This is a genomic window from Aeromonas sp. 601039 (assembly GCF_049174415.1).
GTDB lineage: Bacteria > Pseudomonadota > Gammaproteobacteria > Enterobacterales > Aeromonadaceae > Aeromonas > Aeromonas veronii_A.
In genome coordinates, this window is sequence record NZ_JAAKTL010000002.1 from 160,102 (window position 1) to 176,074 (window position 15,973).

Below are 15,973 nucleotides of genomic sequence, written 5' to 3' on the forward strand. Positions count from 1 at the left end.
TTCTCTCGCCCTTACTTGAACTGCTTGAGGAAGCGCAGGTCGTTTTCGAAGAAGGCACGCAGGTCGTTGACCCCGTAACGCAGCATGGTCAGGCGCTCAACGCCCATGCCGAAGGCAAAGCCGGAGTATTTTTCCGGATCGATGCCGACCGAACGCAGCACGTTCGGGTGCACCATGCCGCAGCCCAGCACTTCCAGCCACTTGCCGTTCTTGCCCATCACGTCGACTTCGGCGCTCGGCTCGGTGAACGGGAAATAGGAAGGACGGAAGCGAATGGTCAGATCTTCCTCGAAGTAGTTGCGCAGGAAGTCGTGCAGAATGCCCTTCAGCTCGGTAAAGCTGGCATGCTCGTCAACCAGCAGACCTTCAACCTGATGGAACATCGGGGTGTGGGTCATGTCGTAGTCGTTACGATAGACGCGACCCGGCGCAATGATGCGGATCGGCGGCTGCTGATGCTCCATGGTGCGGATCTGCACACCGGAGGTGTGGGTACGCAGCATCAGATCAGGATTGAAGTAGAAGGTATCGTGATCGGTACGCGCCGGGTGATGAGCCGGAATATTCAGCGCATCGAAGTTGTGGAAGCCATCTTCAATCTCGGGACCACGGGCAACCTTGAAGCCCATCTCGCCAAACAGGCGCTCGATGCGCTCGATGGTGCGGGTTACCGGGTGCAGACCGCCATTCTCGATGCGGCGACCAGGCAGGCTGACGTCGATAGTCTCGGCAGCCAGCTTCTGGTTCAGCACGGCGACTTCGAGCGCTTCACGACGCTCGTTCAGCACATCCTGAACCTGCTGTTTGGCCTGGTTGATCACGGCGCCCGCGGCGGGACGCTCTTCGGCAGACAAGGCACCCAGGCCCTTCATCTGCTCGGTAAAAAAGCCCTTTTTACCCAGATATTTGACCCGGATTTCGTCGAGGGTCGCGATATCGCTCACGCCCTCAATTTCGGCTCTGGCTTGGCCGACTACTTCTTCAAGCTGTTGCATGTCTTCCTCGTCACCACTCCCGATACAGGAGCCTTTAGGCTAAATAAGGTCAAGAGGGGAATAATACAAAAAAAGCCCCTTCGCTGACCATAGTTAAGGTGGGCTTTTCTCCCTACAAATCATTTTGTTATATCAAGCGAGTCTCATCGATTTACCGTCACTCTTTAAATAGTAGAATAAAGACATGGTTTGTTGGCATACAATCCATTTATAGAACTAGTGATCTCCCACATGTCACTTTGTATGGAGAAAACTGTAGCGCGTGTAAAACAGTGGACAAAACGTGGACGGGAGAAAGAAAAACGTGATGTAAAACCGTGAATGACAGATACAAAAAAGGAGGCCTAAGCCTCCTTTATTTTTTATAACAGTGCTGGAATTAGACCAGAGCTGCTTTAGCTTTTTCAACCAGGGCGGTGAAAGCCAGCTTGTCGTGAACGGCGATATCGGACAGGATCTTGCGATCGATCTCGATAGAAGCCTTCTTCAGACCGTTGATCAGACGGCTGTAGGACAGACCGTTCTGACGGGCAGCAGCGTTGATACGCGCAATCCACAGCTGACGGAATTGACGCTTTTTCTGGCGACGGTCACGGTAGGCATACTGACCAGCTTTGGTTACCGCTTGTACCGCTACGCGGTAAACACGGGAACGGGCGCCGTAGTAACCCTTGGCGGCTTTCATTACTTTCTTGTGACGAGCACGAGCAGTCACACCACGTTTAACTCTTGGCATTTTTCACATCCCCCCTTATGCGTACGGCAGACAAGCGACAACACGTTTGTGGTCGGCAGCGGAAACAAAGAACTTCGGTCCCAGCTGACGCTTACGCTTACTGCTCTTCTTGGTCAGGATGTGACGCAGGTGGTTGTGCTTGCACTTGAAGCGACCTGAGCCAGTCTTCTTGAAGCGCTTTGCGGCGCCCCGGTTGGTTTTCATCTTCGGCATTTCATACTCCGCATTGTGAGTGACAACAAAATCGCAAGGCGAACCGACTCATGGAGCGAGCCCCATGAGTCAATTTCTTGTGGGCCTTAAGATTTCTTCTTAGGTGCGAGGACCATCACAGCTTGACGGCCTTCGACTTTCGGGAACGATTCGACTACGGCTAACTCTTCCAGATCGTTCTTAACGCGCTCAAGAACCTTGATACCAAGATCCTGGTGTGCCATTTCACGACCACGGAAGCGCAGGGTGACCTTAGCCTTGTCCCCGTCTTCCAGAAAGCGAACCAGGTTGCGTAGTTTTACCTGATAGTCGCCTTCGTCAGTGCCAGGACGGAATTTGATCTCCTTGACCTGGACGACTTTCTGCTTTTTCTTCTGTTCTTTGGTGGTTTTGCTCTTTTCGTAGAGGAATTTGCCGTAATCCATGATCCGGCAAACGGGCGGCTCGGCGTTCGGACTGATCTCGACCAGATCCACTTCGGCCTCTGCGGCCAAGTTCAGTGCTTCCTGGATAGATACGATGCCAAGAGCTTCGCCATCCAGACCAGCCAAACGAACTTCTTTCAGACGGATCTCTTCATTGATCCGGTGAGCGCGGGCTTGCGGTTGCTTGCCCAGTTTTTTTCCGCCTTTTATAGCTTATTCCTCCACTTTCTTTTGTCCGCGGGTCTGAACTTCCTGGGTCAGCAGAGCGATGAACTCTTCAACAGGATAAGTGCCCAGGTCAGCCCCTTTACGAGTCCGTACTGCAATCTTACCGGCTTCAACTTCTTTATCGCCGCAGACCAGCATGAAAGGTACTCGCTTCAAAGTATGCTCGCGGATTTTAAAGCCAATCTTCTCATTTCTCAAGTCCGCTTTTGCGCGAAGGCCCGCATCATTCAATGCTTTGGCTACTTTCACCGCATAATCGGCCTGATTGTCCGTGATATTCATGACCACAGCCTGAGTCGGTGCCAACCAGGTCGGGAACAGACCGGCGTACTCTTCAGTCAGAATACCGATGAAGCGCTCGATAGAACCCAGGATGGCCCGGTGGATCATCACAGGTACATGGCGATCGTTGTTTTCGCCCACATAAGTGGCACCCAGACGACCAGGCAGGGCAAAGTCGAGCTGCACGGTACCACATTGCCACGCACGATCAAGGCAATCGTGCAGGGTAAATTCAATTTTGGGACCGTAGAACGCCCCTTCACCCGGCTGCAGATCGTACTTCAGACCGTTGAGCTCCAGCGCTTCGGCCAGCGCTTTCTCGGCGCGATCCCACATCTCGTCGGAGCCGATACGCTGCTCGGGACGAGTGGAGAGCTTGACCACGATGTTCTCGAAGCCAAAGGTACCGTAGACGTCATAAACCATACGAATACAGCCGGAGACCTCTTCCATGATCTGCTCTTCGGTACAGAAGATGTGAGCGTCATCTTGAGTGAAGCCGCGCACCCGCATCAGACCGTGCAGGGAACCGGACGGCTCGTTGCGGTGGCAGGAACCAAACTCGGCCATACGCAGCGGCAGATCGCGGTAGGACTTCAGACCCTGGTTGAAGATCTGGACGTGACCCGGGCAGTTCATCGGCTTGATGGCGTACTCGCGGTTTTCGGACTGGGTGGTGAACATGGCCTGGGCATACTTCTCCCAGTGACCTGAACGCTCCCACAGGACGCGGTCCATCATGAACGGACCTTTCACTTCCTGATAGTCGTACTCTTTGAGCTTGCCGCGGATAAAGGTTTCCAGCTCACGGAAGATGGTCCAGCCATCGTTGTGCCAGAACACCATACCGGGTGCTTCTTCCTGCATGTGATACAGGTCGAGCTGCTTGCCGATCTTGCGGTGGTCGCGCTTAGCGGCCTCTTCCAGGCGCTGCAGATAGGCCTTGAGCTGCTTCTTGTCAGCCCAGGCGGTACCGTAGATACGCTGCAGCATCTTGTTGTTGGAGTCGCCACGCCAGTAGGCGCCGGACATCTTCAGCAACTTGAAGTGGTGGCAGTGACGCATGTTGGGCACGTGCGGGCCGCGACACATGTCGATGTACTCTTCGTGATGATAGAGACCTGGCTGGTCATCACGGGCAATGTTCTGATCCAGGATTTCGACTTTGTAAGACTCGCCGCGCGCCTCGAATACATCGCGCGCTTCTTGCCAAGAGACTTTCTTCTTGATGACGTCGTAATCCTTGGCTACCAGCGCCAGCATGCGCTCTTCCAGGGCAGCCAGATCTTCATCGGTCAGGGTACGGTCAAGATCAACGTCATAGTAGAAGCCGTTGTCGATGACGGGACCGATGGCCATCTTGGTCTGGGGCCAAAGTTGCTTGATAGCATGACCCAGCAAGTGGGCGCAGGAGTGGCGCAGGATGTCCAGACCTTCTTCGTCTTTGGCGGTGATGATGGCCAGCGCAGCATCGGCTTCGATCAGCTCGCACGCATCCACCAGTTCACCGTTTACCCGACCGGCAATGCACGCCTTGGCGAGACCGGGACCGATGTCCGCAGCCACATCCATGACGGAAACAGAGTGGGCAAATTGACGTTGGCTGCCGTCAGGCAGAGTAATGATTGGCATTATGTGTTTCCTTATACAGTGGTGACCCCTACCAAAGGTCACATGCGGGATGGAAAAGAGATTCAAATAAGGTGATGTTCTGGTTCTCCACAGCACTTTGCGAAGACGGCCTGACACGTAAACCACATGTCTAACGTGACAAACCAAGCCAAAACGGTCCCATGCTACCAGAAGTCGGGCGTGCTGTATCGGATTTGCAGATATTTTCTACAGTCAAATGAGTCGCCTGCCGACTATTCACCAAGCAGGGATTGCCAGTTGAAGTCAAAGTCACTGCTCCCCTCCTCGGCCAGCGCCAGCTCTTGCAGCACCTGAAGCGCCAGCTTGTTGCCCTTTTGTGCCGCCTGATAGAGCCACTGCTTCGCCTGAGGCAGATCGACCCTGCCGCTGACCCCCATCAGATGAAGGACGCCGACTTTCAGCATGGCCGGGACGTCACCGTTACGGGCAGCCTGATCCATCCAGTGAAAGGCTTGGCGCAGATCTCGCTTGACCCCGACACCGCGCAGATAAAGCTCTGCCAGCCGATATTGGCCGAAGGGATCCCCTGCCAGCGCCGACTGGCGATAGAGGCTGATGGCCTGATGGATATCCTGATCGCTCCCCTGCCCCACTTCATGGCTCCAGCCCATCAAGGCTTGCGCCCGAGGTTGGCCTTGATCGGCCAGTGGCGACCAGATCCGGGTCGCCTCATCAAAGTGACCGGTACGCCAGGCACGGTTGGCAGCAGCCATCTCCTGCTCGGTGGAGAGCGGAAGCAGACGCCAGATAACCAGCGCAATCAGACCGATAAACAGCCAACGGGAAGTGGTGGGACTCATGATGATTTCCGTGATCCAGTTCTCATTTCGTCTATGTAAACGAAATGTAGCGCCGCAATCAAGCAAGAGATCCCTGCAACAACCCTTTTTGCACCCGGTCGCTCAGCAGTAGTTGTCATTTATCCGGGGCACCTGCAAAATAACTGTATGTATAAACAGTGCAGGTACGCACCATGGCAGGACGAGGCAGCCCCCACAATATCGATCACCGTTTTAGCGGCCCCCTTGTCGAAGCGGTCGATGATGGCTGGCAATCGTCCGATTGGGATGCCGCTTTCACTTCTTCTGTGCCTGGCACCGAGGTGCGGGAGATCGATGCACGCAGCATCATCAGCTACAACAGCTCGCCGGATGTTCCCTTTGGTCGCTCCATCAACCCCTATCAGGGGTGCGAACACGGCTGCATCTACTGCTATGCCAGACCCAGTCACGCCTATCTGGAGCTCTCCCCTGGCCTCGATTTCGAGAGCAAGCTGTTTGCCAAACGCAATGCAGCCGACCTGCTGCGCCGGGAGTTTGCCAAACCGGCCTATCAGCCACAGACCATCTTCATTGGCGCCAATACCGACCCCTATCAACCCATCGAGCTGCGCTATCGCCTCACCCGGCAGTTGCTGGAAGTGATGCTGGCCCACCGCCATCCGGTCGGGCTCATTACCAAGAGCGCCATGATCTTGCGCGACCTCGATCTGTTGACCGAGCTGGCCAGAGAGGGACTGTGTCAGGTGATGGTGTCGGTGACGACCTTGAATGAAACCTTGCGGCGACAGCTGGAGCCCCGCGCCAGCACAGGTGCAGGCCGCTTGAAAGTGATCGAGAAGCTGGCCAACGCTGGCGTGCAGGTGGGGGTACTGGCCGCCCCCATGATCCCGCGGCTCAATGAGCCGGAGCTGGAGCAGATCATCAAATCGGCCGCCGAGGCAGGCGCCAGCTGCGCCGATTACATCCTGCTGCGGTTACCCCACGAACTGGCGCCGCTATTTGGGGACTGGCTCGATACCCACTATCCGGGCCAGAAGGAGGCTATTTTGAATCAGTTGCGAGCCAGCCGCGGTGGCGGGCTCAACAGTACCGCCTTCGGTACCCGCATGCGCGGTGAGGGGCACTTTGCCGATCTGCTGGCCCAGCGCTTTCGCCTCATAAGCAAGCGCCTCGACCTGGGTAAACGCCATATTCAGCTCAGGCTGGATGGGTTTATCCGCCCCGGAGAGCAGCTGTCGCTCTTCTAATCCCCCTGCTCACGCCCTTCACACATCAAGCACAGAGCCCTTGTCTGCCAAGAGGTCGAGAGGAAGACCTGCCGCGACACATCCTGTGGAAACCCCGCTTTCCCAATTTTCCAAATTGGCCAACGAAGTAGCCATGTCGCCACAAGAAAGCGCTACCCGCTAAAGAGAAGGCTAACGCCTTAGCCTGCGCGCTGATCCCGCCCCTGCTGCACCATTTCAACCGGCAGTCGCGAGGGTTCATGAGCCACTTCGTGCTCATCCTCTTCATACTGCGGCACCTCTGACTCGCCCCATACCCGGCTCCACCAAATTTCCCACGTGATCCAACTGGTCATATGCAGCTCCTGACGGTGAAGGTGATGGCAACAACGCACCACTCGCCCAGCAGGATAGCGACCGGGAATGACAGGGAAATGACAAAAAATCACTTGTAAAAAGGCAACTGGCGGTGGCGAGGAAAAGCCGAAACAGTTCACATATTCGGCGAAATCACTCTGAAAGCGGTCACAAATCTGCAGGTTGTGGATTGTAGCTCACTCTGTTCCCGCCAAAGCTGGGTTGCCCATTCAGGCATCTATAAAACAGGGACACAATAATGAAACACACAGCAGGAATGCTGGCGATCGCAGGTATGCTGATCGCCCCCTTGGCGCACGCCGACGTCATACTGCACGCCTTCAACTGGAAGTACAGTGAAGTGACGGCCAAAGCCGACCTTATCAAGTCGGCCGGTTACAAACAGGTACTCATCTCGCCGCCTCTCAAGTCATCAGGCAACGAATGGTGGGCCCGTTACCAGCCGCAGGATCTGCGCCTTGTCGACTCCCCTCTTGGCAACAAGCAGGATCTCGAGCAGCTGATCGCCGCCATGAAGGCGCGTGGCATCGCCGTCTATGCCGATGTGGTGCTCAACCACATGGCCAACGAAAGCTGGAAACGCAGCGATCTCAACTATCCCGGCAACGAGCTGCTGCAGAGCTACGCCAGCAACCCGGCCTATTTCGAGCGCCAGAAACTGTTTGGCGATCTGGGGCAAAACTTCCTCTCCGGTCAGGATTTTCATCCCGAAGGGTGCATCAGTGACTGGAGCGATCCGGGTCATGTCCAGTATTGGCGACTCTGTGGCAGTGCCGGTGACAAGGGGCTGCCGGATCTGGATCCCAACAACTGGGTAGTGAGTCAGCAACAGGCCTATCTCAAGGCGCTCAAGGGGATGGGGATCAAGGGTTTTCGGGTCGATGCGGTCAAACACATGAGCGATTACCAGATCAATGCCGTGTTCACCCCCGAGATCAAACAGGGAATGCACGTGTTTGGCGAGGTGATCACTACAGGGGGCGCAGGCAGCACCGATTACGAGCGCTTCCTCAAACCCTACCTCGACAGCAGCGGCCAGGGTGCCTATGACTTTCCGCTGTTTGCCTCCCTTCGCGGAGCCTTCAGTTATGGTGGCAGCATGAACCTGCTGGCGGATCCGGGCGCCTATGGTCAGGCGCTGCCGGGCAGTCGTGCCGTCACCTTTGCCGTGACCCACGACATCCCCACCAACGACGGCTTCCGCTATCAGATCTTAAGCCAGACAGACGAGTCGCTGGCCTATGCCTACCTGCTCGGCCGCGATGGAGGCTCGCCACTGGTCTACTCCGATCATGGCGAAACCCGAGACAAGGATGGCTTGCGCTGGCAGGACTACTACCTGCGCGCCGATCTCAAGGGAATGATCCGCTTCCACAATGCGGTTCAGGGCCAACCCATGCAGCTGGTCGGCAGTGGCGACTGCTTCGTGCTGTTCAAACGGGGCAAACAGGGGCTGGTCGGCCTCAACAAGTGCGACTATGAGCAGGAGTACTGGCTCGATACCGCCAGGTTCGAGATGAACTGGTATCGCAACTATCGGGACGTGCTCGACCAAGGGGCCGTAGTCAACGTGCAGAGCCAGTGGGTACGGGTCGCCATTCCTGCCCGCAGCGCCAGAATGTGGCTGCAGGAGTGATCCAGCCGTAAGAGCAGCGTAGAGTCATAAAAAGCAGACAAATAAAAAGAGCGACCACCAGGGTCGCTCTTTTTGCTCAGAGACGTTGCTCGGGTAACAGGTGACGATTACTCGTCACCCGCTTCCCCAGCATCGACCGCATCAGTGCCGGTCGCGGTATCGGTACCTTCAGATACCTCACCGTCAACGGCCAAAGCGTCGTTTTCGTCTTCGTCGCTCTCGGCGATACGCTGCAGGCCAACCACGGTCTCGTCTTCACCGGTACGGATCAGACGGACACCGCCGGTGTTACGGCCAATGACGCTCACCTCGGCAACACGGGTACGCACCAGGGTACCGCCGTTGGTGATCAGCATGATCTGGTCGGTATCTTCGACCTGGATCGCATCGATCACCTTGCCATTACGCTCATCCACCTTGATGGAGATAACGCCCTGGGTACCACGGCTCTTGGTCGGGTATTCGGCCAACGCAGTCCGCTTGCCGTAACCGTTCTCGGTGGCGGTGAGGATGGCACCTTCGCCGCGCGGAACGATGAGGGAAACCACCTTGTCACCGGCGCCCAGCTTGATGCCGCGTACACCGGCGGCGGTACGACCCATGGGACGCACACCCTTGAAGGTGCCCTTGCTTTCGGTGCCTTCGCCGTTGTCGCTGCCATCATCGTCATTGCCGGCATCGTCGTCGGTTTCAACGTCATCGCTGACATCGGCATCGGCGCGACCGCTGCCTTCCGCGAAGCGAACAACTTTGCCCGCGTCGGAGAAGAGCATGATCTCGTTGCTGCCGTCGGTGATATCCACCCCGATCAGCTCATCACCCTCTTTGAGGTTGATGGCACGAATACCGGAGGAGAGCGGACGGCTGAAGTCGGAGAGGCTGGTCTTCTTCACGGTACCATTGGCCGTGGCGAAGAACACATACTTCTCGGCATCATACTCCTTCACCGGCAGGATAGCGGTGATACGCTCACCCTCTTCCAGCGGCAGCAGGTTGATGATCGGACGACCACGGGCGCCACGGGAGGCTTCCGGCAGCTGGTAAACCTTGAGCCAGTAGACCTTGCCACGGGTGGAGAAGCACAGAATGGTGTCGTGGGTGTTGGCCACCAGCAGACGCTCCACAAAGTCCTCTTCCTTGATCCGGGTGGCCGACTTGCCACGACCACCGCGGCGCTGGGCCTCGTAGTCGGAGAGCGGCTGATACTTCACATAGCCCTGGTGAGACAGGGTGACCACCACGTCTTCCGGGGTGATCAGATCTTCGATGTTGATCTCGGCACTGGACATGCTGATCTCGGTGCGACGTTCGTCGCCATACTGCTCGCGCACAGCCAGCAGTTCATCGCGGATCACTTCCATCAGACGAGCCGGGCTCGCCAGGATGTGCAGCAGCTCGGCGATCAGATCCAGCAGAGATTGGTACTCTTCCAGGATCTTCTCGTGCTCGAGGCCGGTCAGCTTGTGCAGACGCAGGTCAAGGATGGCCTGGGCTTGCTGTTCGGTCAGGAAGTATTGACCTTCACGGATACCGAACTCGGGCTCCAGCCACTCTGGCCGTGCCGCGTCGTCGCCCGCTTTTTCCAGCATGGCGGCCACGTTGCCGAGTTCCCAGCCCTTGGCAACCAGGCCCGCTTTCGCGTCGGCCGGGGTCGCGCTGTGGCGGATCAGCTCGATGATGGGATCAATGTTGGCCAGCGCAACCGCCAGACCTTCCAAAATGTGCGCCCGATCCCGCGCCTTGCGCAATTCGAACACGGTCCGGCGAGTCACCACTTCACGGCGGTGCAGCAGGAACGCGTCCAGGATCTCTTTAAGGTTCATCACCTTGGGCTGGTTGTTATCGAGCGCCACCATGTTGATGCCGAACGTGGTCTGCATCTGGGTGTGCTTGTAGAGATTGTTCAGCACAATCTCGCCGGACTCGCCGCGCTTGATCTCGATAACGATGCGCATGCCGTCTTTGTCAGACTCATCGCGCAGGGCACTGATGCCCTCGATCTTCTTCTCTTTGACCAGCTCGGCGATCTTCTCGATCAGTCGAGCCTTGTTCACCTGATAGGGGATCTCGTGAACGATGATGGTCTCGCGACTGGTCTTCTCGTCCACTTCCACTTCAGCTTTGGCCCGCACATAGATGGAGCCACGACCGGTACGGTACGCCTGCACGATGCCGGAACGACCGTTGATAATGCCGCCGGTGGGGAAATCCGGGCCGGTGATGTAGGTCATCAGCTCGTCAATGGTGAGGTCGCCATTTTCGATCAACGCCAGACAGCCATTGACAATCTCGGTGAGGTTGTGAGGCGGAATGTTGGTCGCCATGCCCACCGCGATACCGGAGGAGCCGTTGACCAGCAGGTTGGGAACCTTGGTAGGCATGACAGCCGGGATCATCTCGGTGCCGTCATAGTTCGGCACCCAGTCCACGGTCTCTTTGTCCAGATCAGCCAGCAGCTCGTGGGAGATGCGGGCCATCCGCACTTCGGTATAACGCATCGCCGCGGCGCTGTCGCCGTCGACTGAACCGAAGTTGCCCTGACCATCGACCAGCATGTAACGCATGGAGAAATCCTGCGCCATCCGGACAATGGTGTCATACACAGCGCTATCGCCGTGCGGGTGATATTTACCGATTACGTCACCGACCACACGGGCCGATTTTTTATAGGGCTTGTTCCAGTCGTTCCCCAACTCGTTCATAGCAAACAGAACGCGGCGGTGAACCGGTTTCAAGCCATCACGCACATCCGGCAGAGCTCGTCCTACGATCACGCTCATGGCGTAATCAAGATAGGAACTCTTGAGCTCTTCTTCGATGTTGACCGGCGTGATCTCTCTGGCCAGATCGCTCATAGAAAGCCTTATCCCTAATTAGTTGTTCTTTGGCTTAAACAGCGCGACATGGTAACACACTGAGCCAAATACCTTAAGCCACAAATCGGGTATCAGATCGGGCTGGTGTGACAAAGTCCGTCCGTTATAATGCCCGCCAGGACAATAGATTGCGCCCATGACTCAGAAGCGGGCGCCCTGCCACAGGATCTTCGAAAAATGAACAGTGATGCCAATGTCGATCTGACAGAAATCGCCAAGTTTGAAGCCATCGCCTCCCGCTGGTGGGACATGGAAGGTGAATTCAAACCCCTGCATCAAATCAATCCGGTACGCCTTGACTGGATCACCGACAAAAGTGGCGGTCTGTTTGGCAAGCGCATTCTCGATATCGGATGTGGCGGTGGCATTCTCTCCGAGAGCATGGCCCGCCGTGGTGCCAAGGTTACCGGCATCGATATGGGCAAGGAGCCCCTCGGCGTCGCCCGCTTGCACGCCCTGGAGCAGGGTGTCGAGCTCGAGTACCGCCAGATCACTGCCGAAGCCCATGCCGCCGAAGTGCCGGGCCAGTATGACGTGGTCACCTGCATGGAGATGCTGGAGCATGTGCCGGACCCCGCCTCCGTGCTGCGCGCCATCGCTACCCTGGTGCGCCCGGGCGGCCGGGTGTTTGTCTCCACCATCAACCGCAACCCCAAATCCTATCTGATGATGATCATCGGGGCCGAATACCTGATGAAGATGGTGCCCAAGGGTACCCACGATCACAAAAAATTCATCACCCCGGCCGAACTGTGTCGCATGGGGGAAGCGGCTGGCCTGCTGGTGCGGGACATGAGCGGCGTCCACTACGCCCCCCTCACCAACCAGTTCAAGCTCGGCAAAAATGTCGACGTCAACTATATGGTGGAGTTTGTCCGCCCGGAGCACGGTTGATGAGCGCCTCTCGCCCTCTTCCCCTGCGCGGTGTACTGTTCGATCTGGATGGCACCCTGCTCGACACAGCCCCGGATCTGGGGGCCGCCGTCAACCACGTGCTGATAAACGAAGGCTTTGCGCCGCTCTCTGACGATATTATTCGTCAGACCACCTCCCACGGAGCGCTCGGGCTGCTGAAAGCAGGCCTCGGCGACGAACTGCTTGAAGAGCTGGGGACCACGCGCCTGCGCAATGCCCTGCTCGACTACTACGCGGCCAATCTCTGCGTCGGTACCCGTCCCTATGAGGGAATGGTGGATCTTATCGAGTGGCTCGACGAGAAACAGCTACCTTGGGGTATCGTCACCAACAAGCCGGGCTTTCTCACCGAGCCACTGCTGGCAGCCCTGCCAGAGCTTGCCAGCTGCGGCGTCACTGTCAGCGCCGATACCCTGCCGGTACGCAAGCCCGACCCCGCCCCCATGTTCTTTGCCTGCGAGAAGCTGGGGGTCGAGGCGGCTCACTGCCTCTATGTGGGGGATCATGTGCGGGATATCGAAGCAGGCCGCAATGCTGGCATGCGCACCGCGGTCGCTGGCTGGGGCTATCTCAATGATGAGGAAGATCCCGCCCAGTGGGGCGCCGATCTGCACTTTGATACCGTGCAGGCCCTGCACCACTGGCTGCGCTATGAGTTGACGGCCAATGCGTAACGCGCAGCCTTACCGGCTGATATGCGATAACGGGGCGAAGAGACTCTCCGCCCCTTGCATCTCTTCCTTTACGCTTCCGCGACCTGCGCCACCATCACTCGTCTATTCATGGATAATAAAGGCAGCTTTCTGCCTGTTAGATACCCATTTGACAAGCTCGCAGCCGTCACAAAGCGGCCACAAACCACCCTCATCTGATGCAAAGCCCTTGCCACGCTGAGCCCGCGGCTGCGACAACTGGACAGCTTTTGACCCTTGTTGCATAAGGGATAATCAGCCGCCGTTTGCTAGTAAAAAGCCCCCCGTTTCGCAAGCAAAAAAAGTTATTTAAATTTTCCATCTTCGATCGGGAGACTTGCATTTAGCGGAGCGGACGAATGAAAACCCGCTCACTGTGAGCGGTCACTAACTGATGGGGCAAGACTCACAATTTATCCACAGCTCGTCACTTATCCACACATTGCAATGGCGGGCTGACCTCACTATCTTGTAGCTCGAACTTAAAATAACACTACATCTTGTGATTCATCGCACAATCTCTACCCAATACCTGCACATCGCTGGGGCCAGGGGTGGTGTCATTGTGCGATGGTTTTTCGGGAATCAACTGAAGGTCATCAGCCAATGAACTTGTTTGTGACGAAGCGTAACGGACACAAAGAACCCATCGATCTGGATAAAATTCACCGCGTGCTGGACTGGGCCGCCGAAGGGCTCGACAACGTGTCGGTCTCCCAGGTAGAGCTCAAGTCCCACATCCAGTTCTATGACGGTATCCGTACCGCCGACATTCACGAAACCATCATCAAGGCGACGGCTGACCTCATCTCCGAGCAGACCCCGGACTACCAGTACATGGCAGCCCGTCTGGCCATCTTCCACCTGCGCAAGAAGGCCTACGGCCAGTTCGAACCGCCCCACCTCTACCAGCACGTGGCTCGTCTGGTCGACATGGGCAAGTACGACAAACACCTGCTGGAAGACTACACCCAGGCCGAATTCGAAGAGCTGAACGCGCACATGGATCACTGGCGCGACATGAACTTCTCCTACGCGGCGGTCAAGCAGCTGGAAGGCAAGTATCTGGTACAAAACCGCGTCACCGGCGAGATCTACGAGAGCCCGCAGTTCCTCTACATTCTGGTAGCGGCCTGCCTCTTCTCCAAGTATCCGAAGGATACCCGTCTGGACTACATCAAGCGCTTCTATGATGCGGTCTCGACCTTCAAGATCTCCCTGCCGACCCCGATCATGAGCGGCGTGCGCACCCCGACCCGTCAGTTCAGCTCCTGCGTACTGATCGAGTGCGACGACAGCCTGGACTCCATCAACGCCACCGCCAGCTCCATCGTGCGTTACGTTTCCCAGCGCGCCGGTATCGGCATCAACGCCGGTCGCATCCGCGGTCTTGGCAGCCCCATCCGTGGTGGCGAAGCGTTCCACACCGGTTGCATACCCTTCTACAAATACTTCCAGACTGCCGTGAAGTGCTGCTCCCAGGGCGGCGTGCGCGGCGGTGCGGCCACCCTGTTCTACCCGCTGTGGCACACCGAAGTGGAAAGCCTGCTGGTGCTGAAGAACAACCGCGGCGTGGAAGAGAACCGTGTTCGTCACATGGACTACGGCGTGCAGATCAACAAGCTGATGTACCAGCGCCTCATCAAGGGCGGTGACATCACACTGTTCTCCCCGTCCGATGCGCCGGGTCTGTACGACGCCTTCTTCGCCGATCAGGACAAGTTCGAAGAGCTCTACGTCAAGTACGAGCAGGATCCGGCCATTCGCAAGAAGACCCTGAAAGCGGTAGACCTCTTCTCCTTGATGATGCAAGAGCGTGCCGGTACCGGTCGCATCTACATCCAGAACGTGGATCACTGCAACACCCACAGCCCGTTCGACCCGAGCGTGGCGCCGGTACGCCAGTCCAACCTCTGCCTCGAGATTGCGCTGCCGACCAAGCCGCTCAACAACATCGACGACGAGAACGGCGAGATCGCTCTGTGCACCCTCTCTGCCTTCAACCTGGGTGCCATCGACAAACTGGAAGATCTGGAAGAGATGGCGGATCTGGCCGTGCGCGCCCTCGATGCCCTGCTCGACTATCAGGACTACCCGATTGCCGCCGCCAAGCGTGGCAGCATGGGTCGCCGTACTCTGGGTATCGGCGTCATCAACTACGCCTACTACCTGGCCAAGAACGGTGCCCGTTACTCCGACGGCTCCGGTCTGGCGCTGACTCACCGCACCTTCGAGGCGATCCAGTACTACCTGCTGAAAGCCTCCGTGCAGCTGGCCCGCGAATTCGGCCCCTGCCCGCTGTTTGGCGAGACCACCTATGCCCAGGGCATTCTGCCGATCGACACCTACAAGAAGGATCTGGATGCGCTGTGCAACGAGCCGCTGCATCTGGATTGGGAAAGCCTGCGCGAAGAGATCAAATCCGTGGGTCTGCGCAACTCCACCCTGACCGCCCTGATGCCGAGCGAGACCTCCAGCCAGATCTCCAACGCCACCAACGGTATCGAGCCGCCGCGCGGTTTGGTCTCGGTCAAGGCGTCCAAAGACGGCATTCTCAAACAGGTAGTGCCCGAGTATGATCGCCTGAAAGATCAATACGAACTGCTCTGGAAGCAACCGAGCGTTGACGGCTACCTGCAGCTGGTCGGTATCATGCAGAAGTTTGTGGATCAGGCGATCTCCGCCAACACCAACTACGATCCGGCCCGTTTCGAAGGCAACAAGGTGCCGATGAAGCAGCTGCTGAAGGACTTGCTGACCGCCTACAAATACGGCCTCAAGACCCTCTACTATCACAACACCCGTGATGGTGCAGACGACACCCAGACCGACCTGCAAGATGACGGTTGTGCTGGCGGGGCTTGCAAAATCTAAGTCACGGCAAGATCTGATAACCGGGCGGGAGCGACAAGCTCCCGCTCTCCTGTTTTCTCCAT

The 15,973-nt window shown here is 57.2% G+C and carries 13 protein-coding genes; 5 read left to right on the forward strand and 8 right to left on the reverse strand.

Annotated elements, in window-relative coordinates; genetic code table 11:
* Positions 1 to 11: 11 nt before the first annotated feature.
* The 6 genes from pheS to G5195_RS02630 form a co-directional block, all read right to left on the reverse strand.
* Positions 12 to 995 (reverse strand): phenylalanine--tRNA ligase subunit alpha, encoded by a 984-nt coding sequence (gene pheS, locus G5195_RS02605; protein WP_042053694.1) that lies wholly within the window; start codon positions 993 to 995, stop codon positions 12 to 14.
* Between the two features lie 379 nt (positions 996 to 1,374).
* Complete coding sequence (gene rplT / locus G5195_RS02610; RefSeq protein ID WP_005300683.1) at positions 1,375 to 1,731, reverse strand: 50S ribosomal protein L20; 357 nt, start codon at positions 1,729 to 1,731, stop codon at positions 1,375 to 1,377.
* Positions 1,732 to 1,746: 15 nt separating this feature from the next.
* Positions 1,747 to 1,944: a 50S ribosomal protein L35 gene (gene rpmI, locus G5195_RS02615; RefSeq protein WP_005300673.1), complete on the reverse strand. Its 198-nt coding sequence runs from the start codon at positions 1,942 to 1,944 to the stop codon at positions 1,747 to 1,749.
* An 86-nt stretch (positions 1,945 to 2,030) separates the two neighbouring features.
* On the reverse strand, positions 2,031 to 2,561 hold the full coding sequence (infC, locus tag G5195_RS02620; protein ID WP_234923365.1) for a translation initiation factor IF-3: 531 nt from the start codon (positions 2,559 to 2,561) through the stop codon (positions 2,031 to 2,033).
* Between the two features lie 21 nt (positions 2,562 to 2,582).
* Positions 2,583 to 4,511 (reverse strand): threonine--tRNA ligase, encoded by a 1,929-nt coding sequence (gene thrS, locus G5195_RS02625; RefSeq protein ID WP_005336690.1) that lies wholly within the window; start codon positions 4,509 to 4,511, stop codon positions 2,583 to 2,585.
* A gap of 233 nt (positions 4,512 to 4,744) precedes the next feature.
* Entirely contained in the window at positions 4,745 to 5,332 is a 588-nt protein-coding gene (locus tag G5195_RS02630; RefSeq protein ID WP_421221787.1) for a tetratricopeptide repeat protein, read from the reverse strand.
* Between the two features lie 173 nt (positions 5,333 to 5,505).
* Between G5195_RS02630 and G5195_RS02635 the strand changes: the two genes are divergently transcribed.
* Complete coding sequence (locus G5195_RS02635) at positions 5,506 to 6,561, forward strand: PA0069 family radical SAM protein (protein WP_421221789.1); 1,056 nt, start codon at positions 5,506 to 5,508, stop codon at positions 6,559 to 6,561.
* A gap of 179 nt (positions 6,562 to 6,740) precedes the next feature.
* On the opposite strand, the gene G5195_RS02640 is transcribed toward G5195_RS02635, so the two are convergent.
* Positions 6,741 to 6,896, reverse strand: coding sequence for a hypothetical protein (locus G5195_RS02640; protein ID WP_005336695.1), 156 nt, complete (start codon positions 6,894 to 6,896; stop codon positions 6,741 to 6,743).
* A 260-nt stretch (positions 6,897 to 7,156) separates the two neighbouring features.
* Here G5195_RS02640 and G5195_RS02645 point away from each other — a divergent pair, with 260 nt between their 5' ends.
* Positions 7,157 to 8,554: an alpha-amylase family protein gene (locus G5195_RS02645; protein ID WP_421221791.1), complete on the forward strand. Its 1,398-nt coding sequence runs from the start codon at positions 7,157 to 7,159 to the stop codon at positions 8,552 to 8,554.
* A gap of 107 nt (positions 8,555 to 8,661) precedes the next feature.
* Here the strand turns inward: G5195_RS02645 and gyrA are convergent, their stop codons facing one another.
* On the reverse strand, positions 8,662 to 11,409 hold the full coding sequence (gene gyrA / locus G5195_RS02650; RefSeq protein ID WP_005352118.1) for a DNA topoisomerase (ATP-hydrolyzing) subunit A: 2,748 nt from the start codon (positions 11,407 to 11,409) through the stop codon (positions 8,662 to 8,664).
* Positions 11,410 to 11,607: 198 nt separating this feature from the next.
* Between gyrA and ubiG the strand changes: the two genes are divergently transcribed.
* The 3 genes from ubiG (at position 11,608) to nrdA (ending at position 15,911) form a co-directional block, all read left to right on the forward strand.
* Positions 11,608 to 12,324 (forward strand): bifunctional 2-polyprenyl-6-hydroxyphenol methylase/3-demethylubiquinol 3-O-methyltransferase UbiG, encoded by a 717-nt coding sequence (ubiG, locus tag G5195_RS02655; protein ID WP_005352120.1) that lies wholly within the window; start codon positions 11,608 to 11,610, stop codon positions 12,322 to 12,324.
* Positions 12,324 to 13,019, forward strand: a complete 696-nt coding sequence (locus G5195_RS02660; protein ID WP_421209061.1) for an HAD family hydrolase — start codon at positions 12,324 to 12,326, stop codon at positions 13,017 to 13,019. Before ubiG ends, G5195_RS02660 begins: the two co-directional genes overlap by 1 nt.
* Positions 13,020 to 13,643: 624 nt before the next feature.
* Entirely contained in the window at positions 13,644 to 15,911 is a 2,268-nt protein-coding gene (gene nrdA / locus G5195_RS02665) for a class 1a ribonucleoside-diphosphate reductase subunit alpha (RefSeq protein WP_005345365.1), read from the forward strand.
* The last annotated feature ends 62 nt before the right edge of the window (positions 15,912 to 15,973 follow it).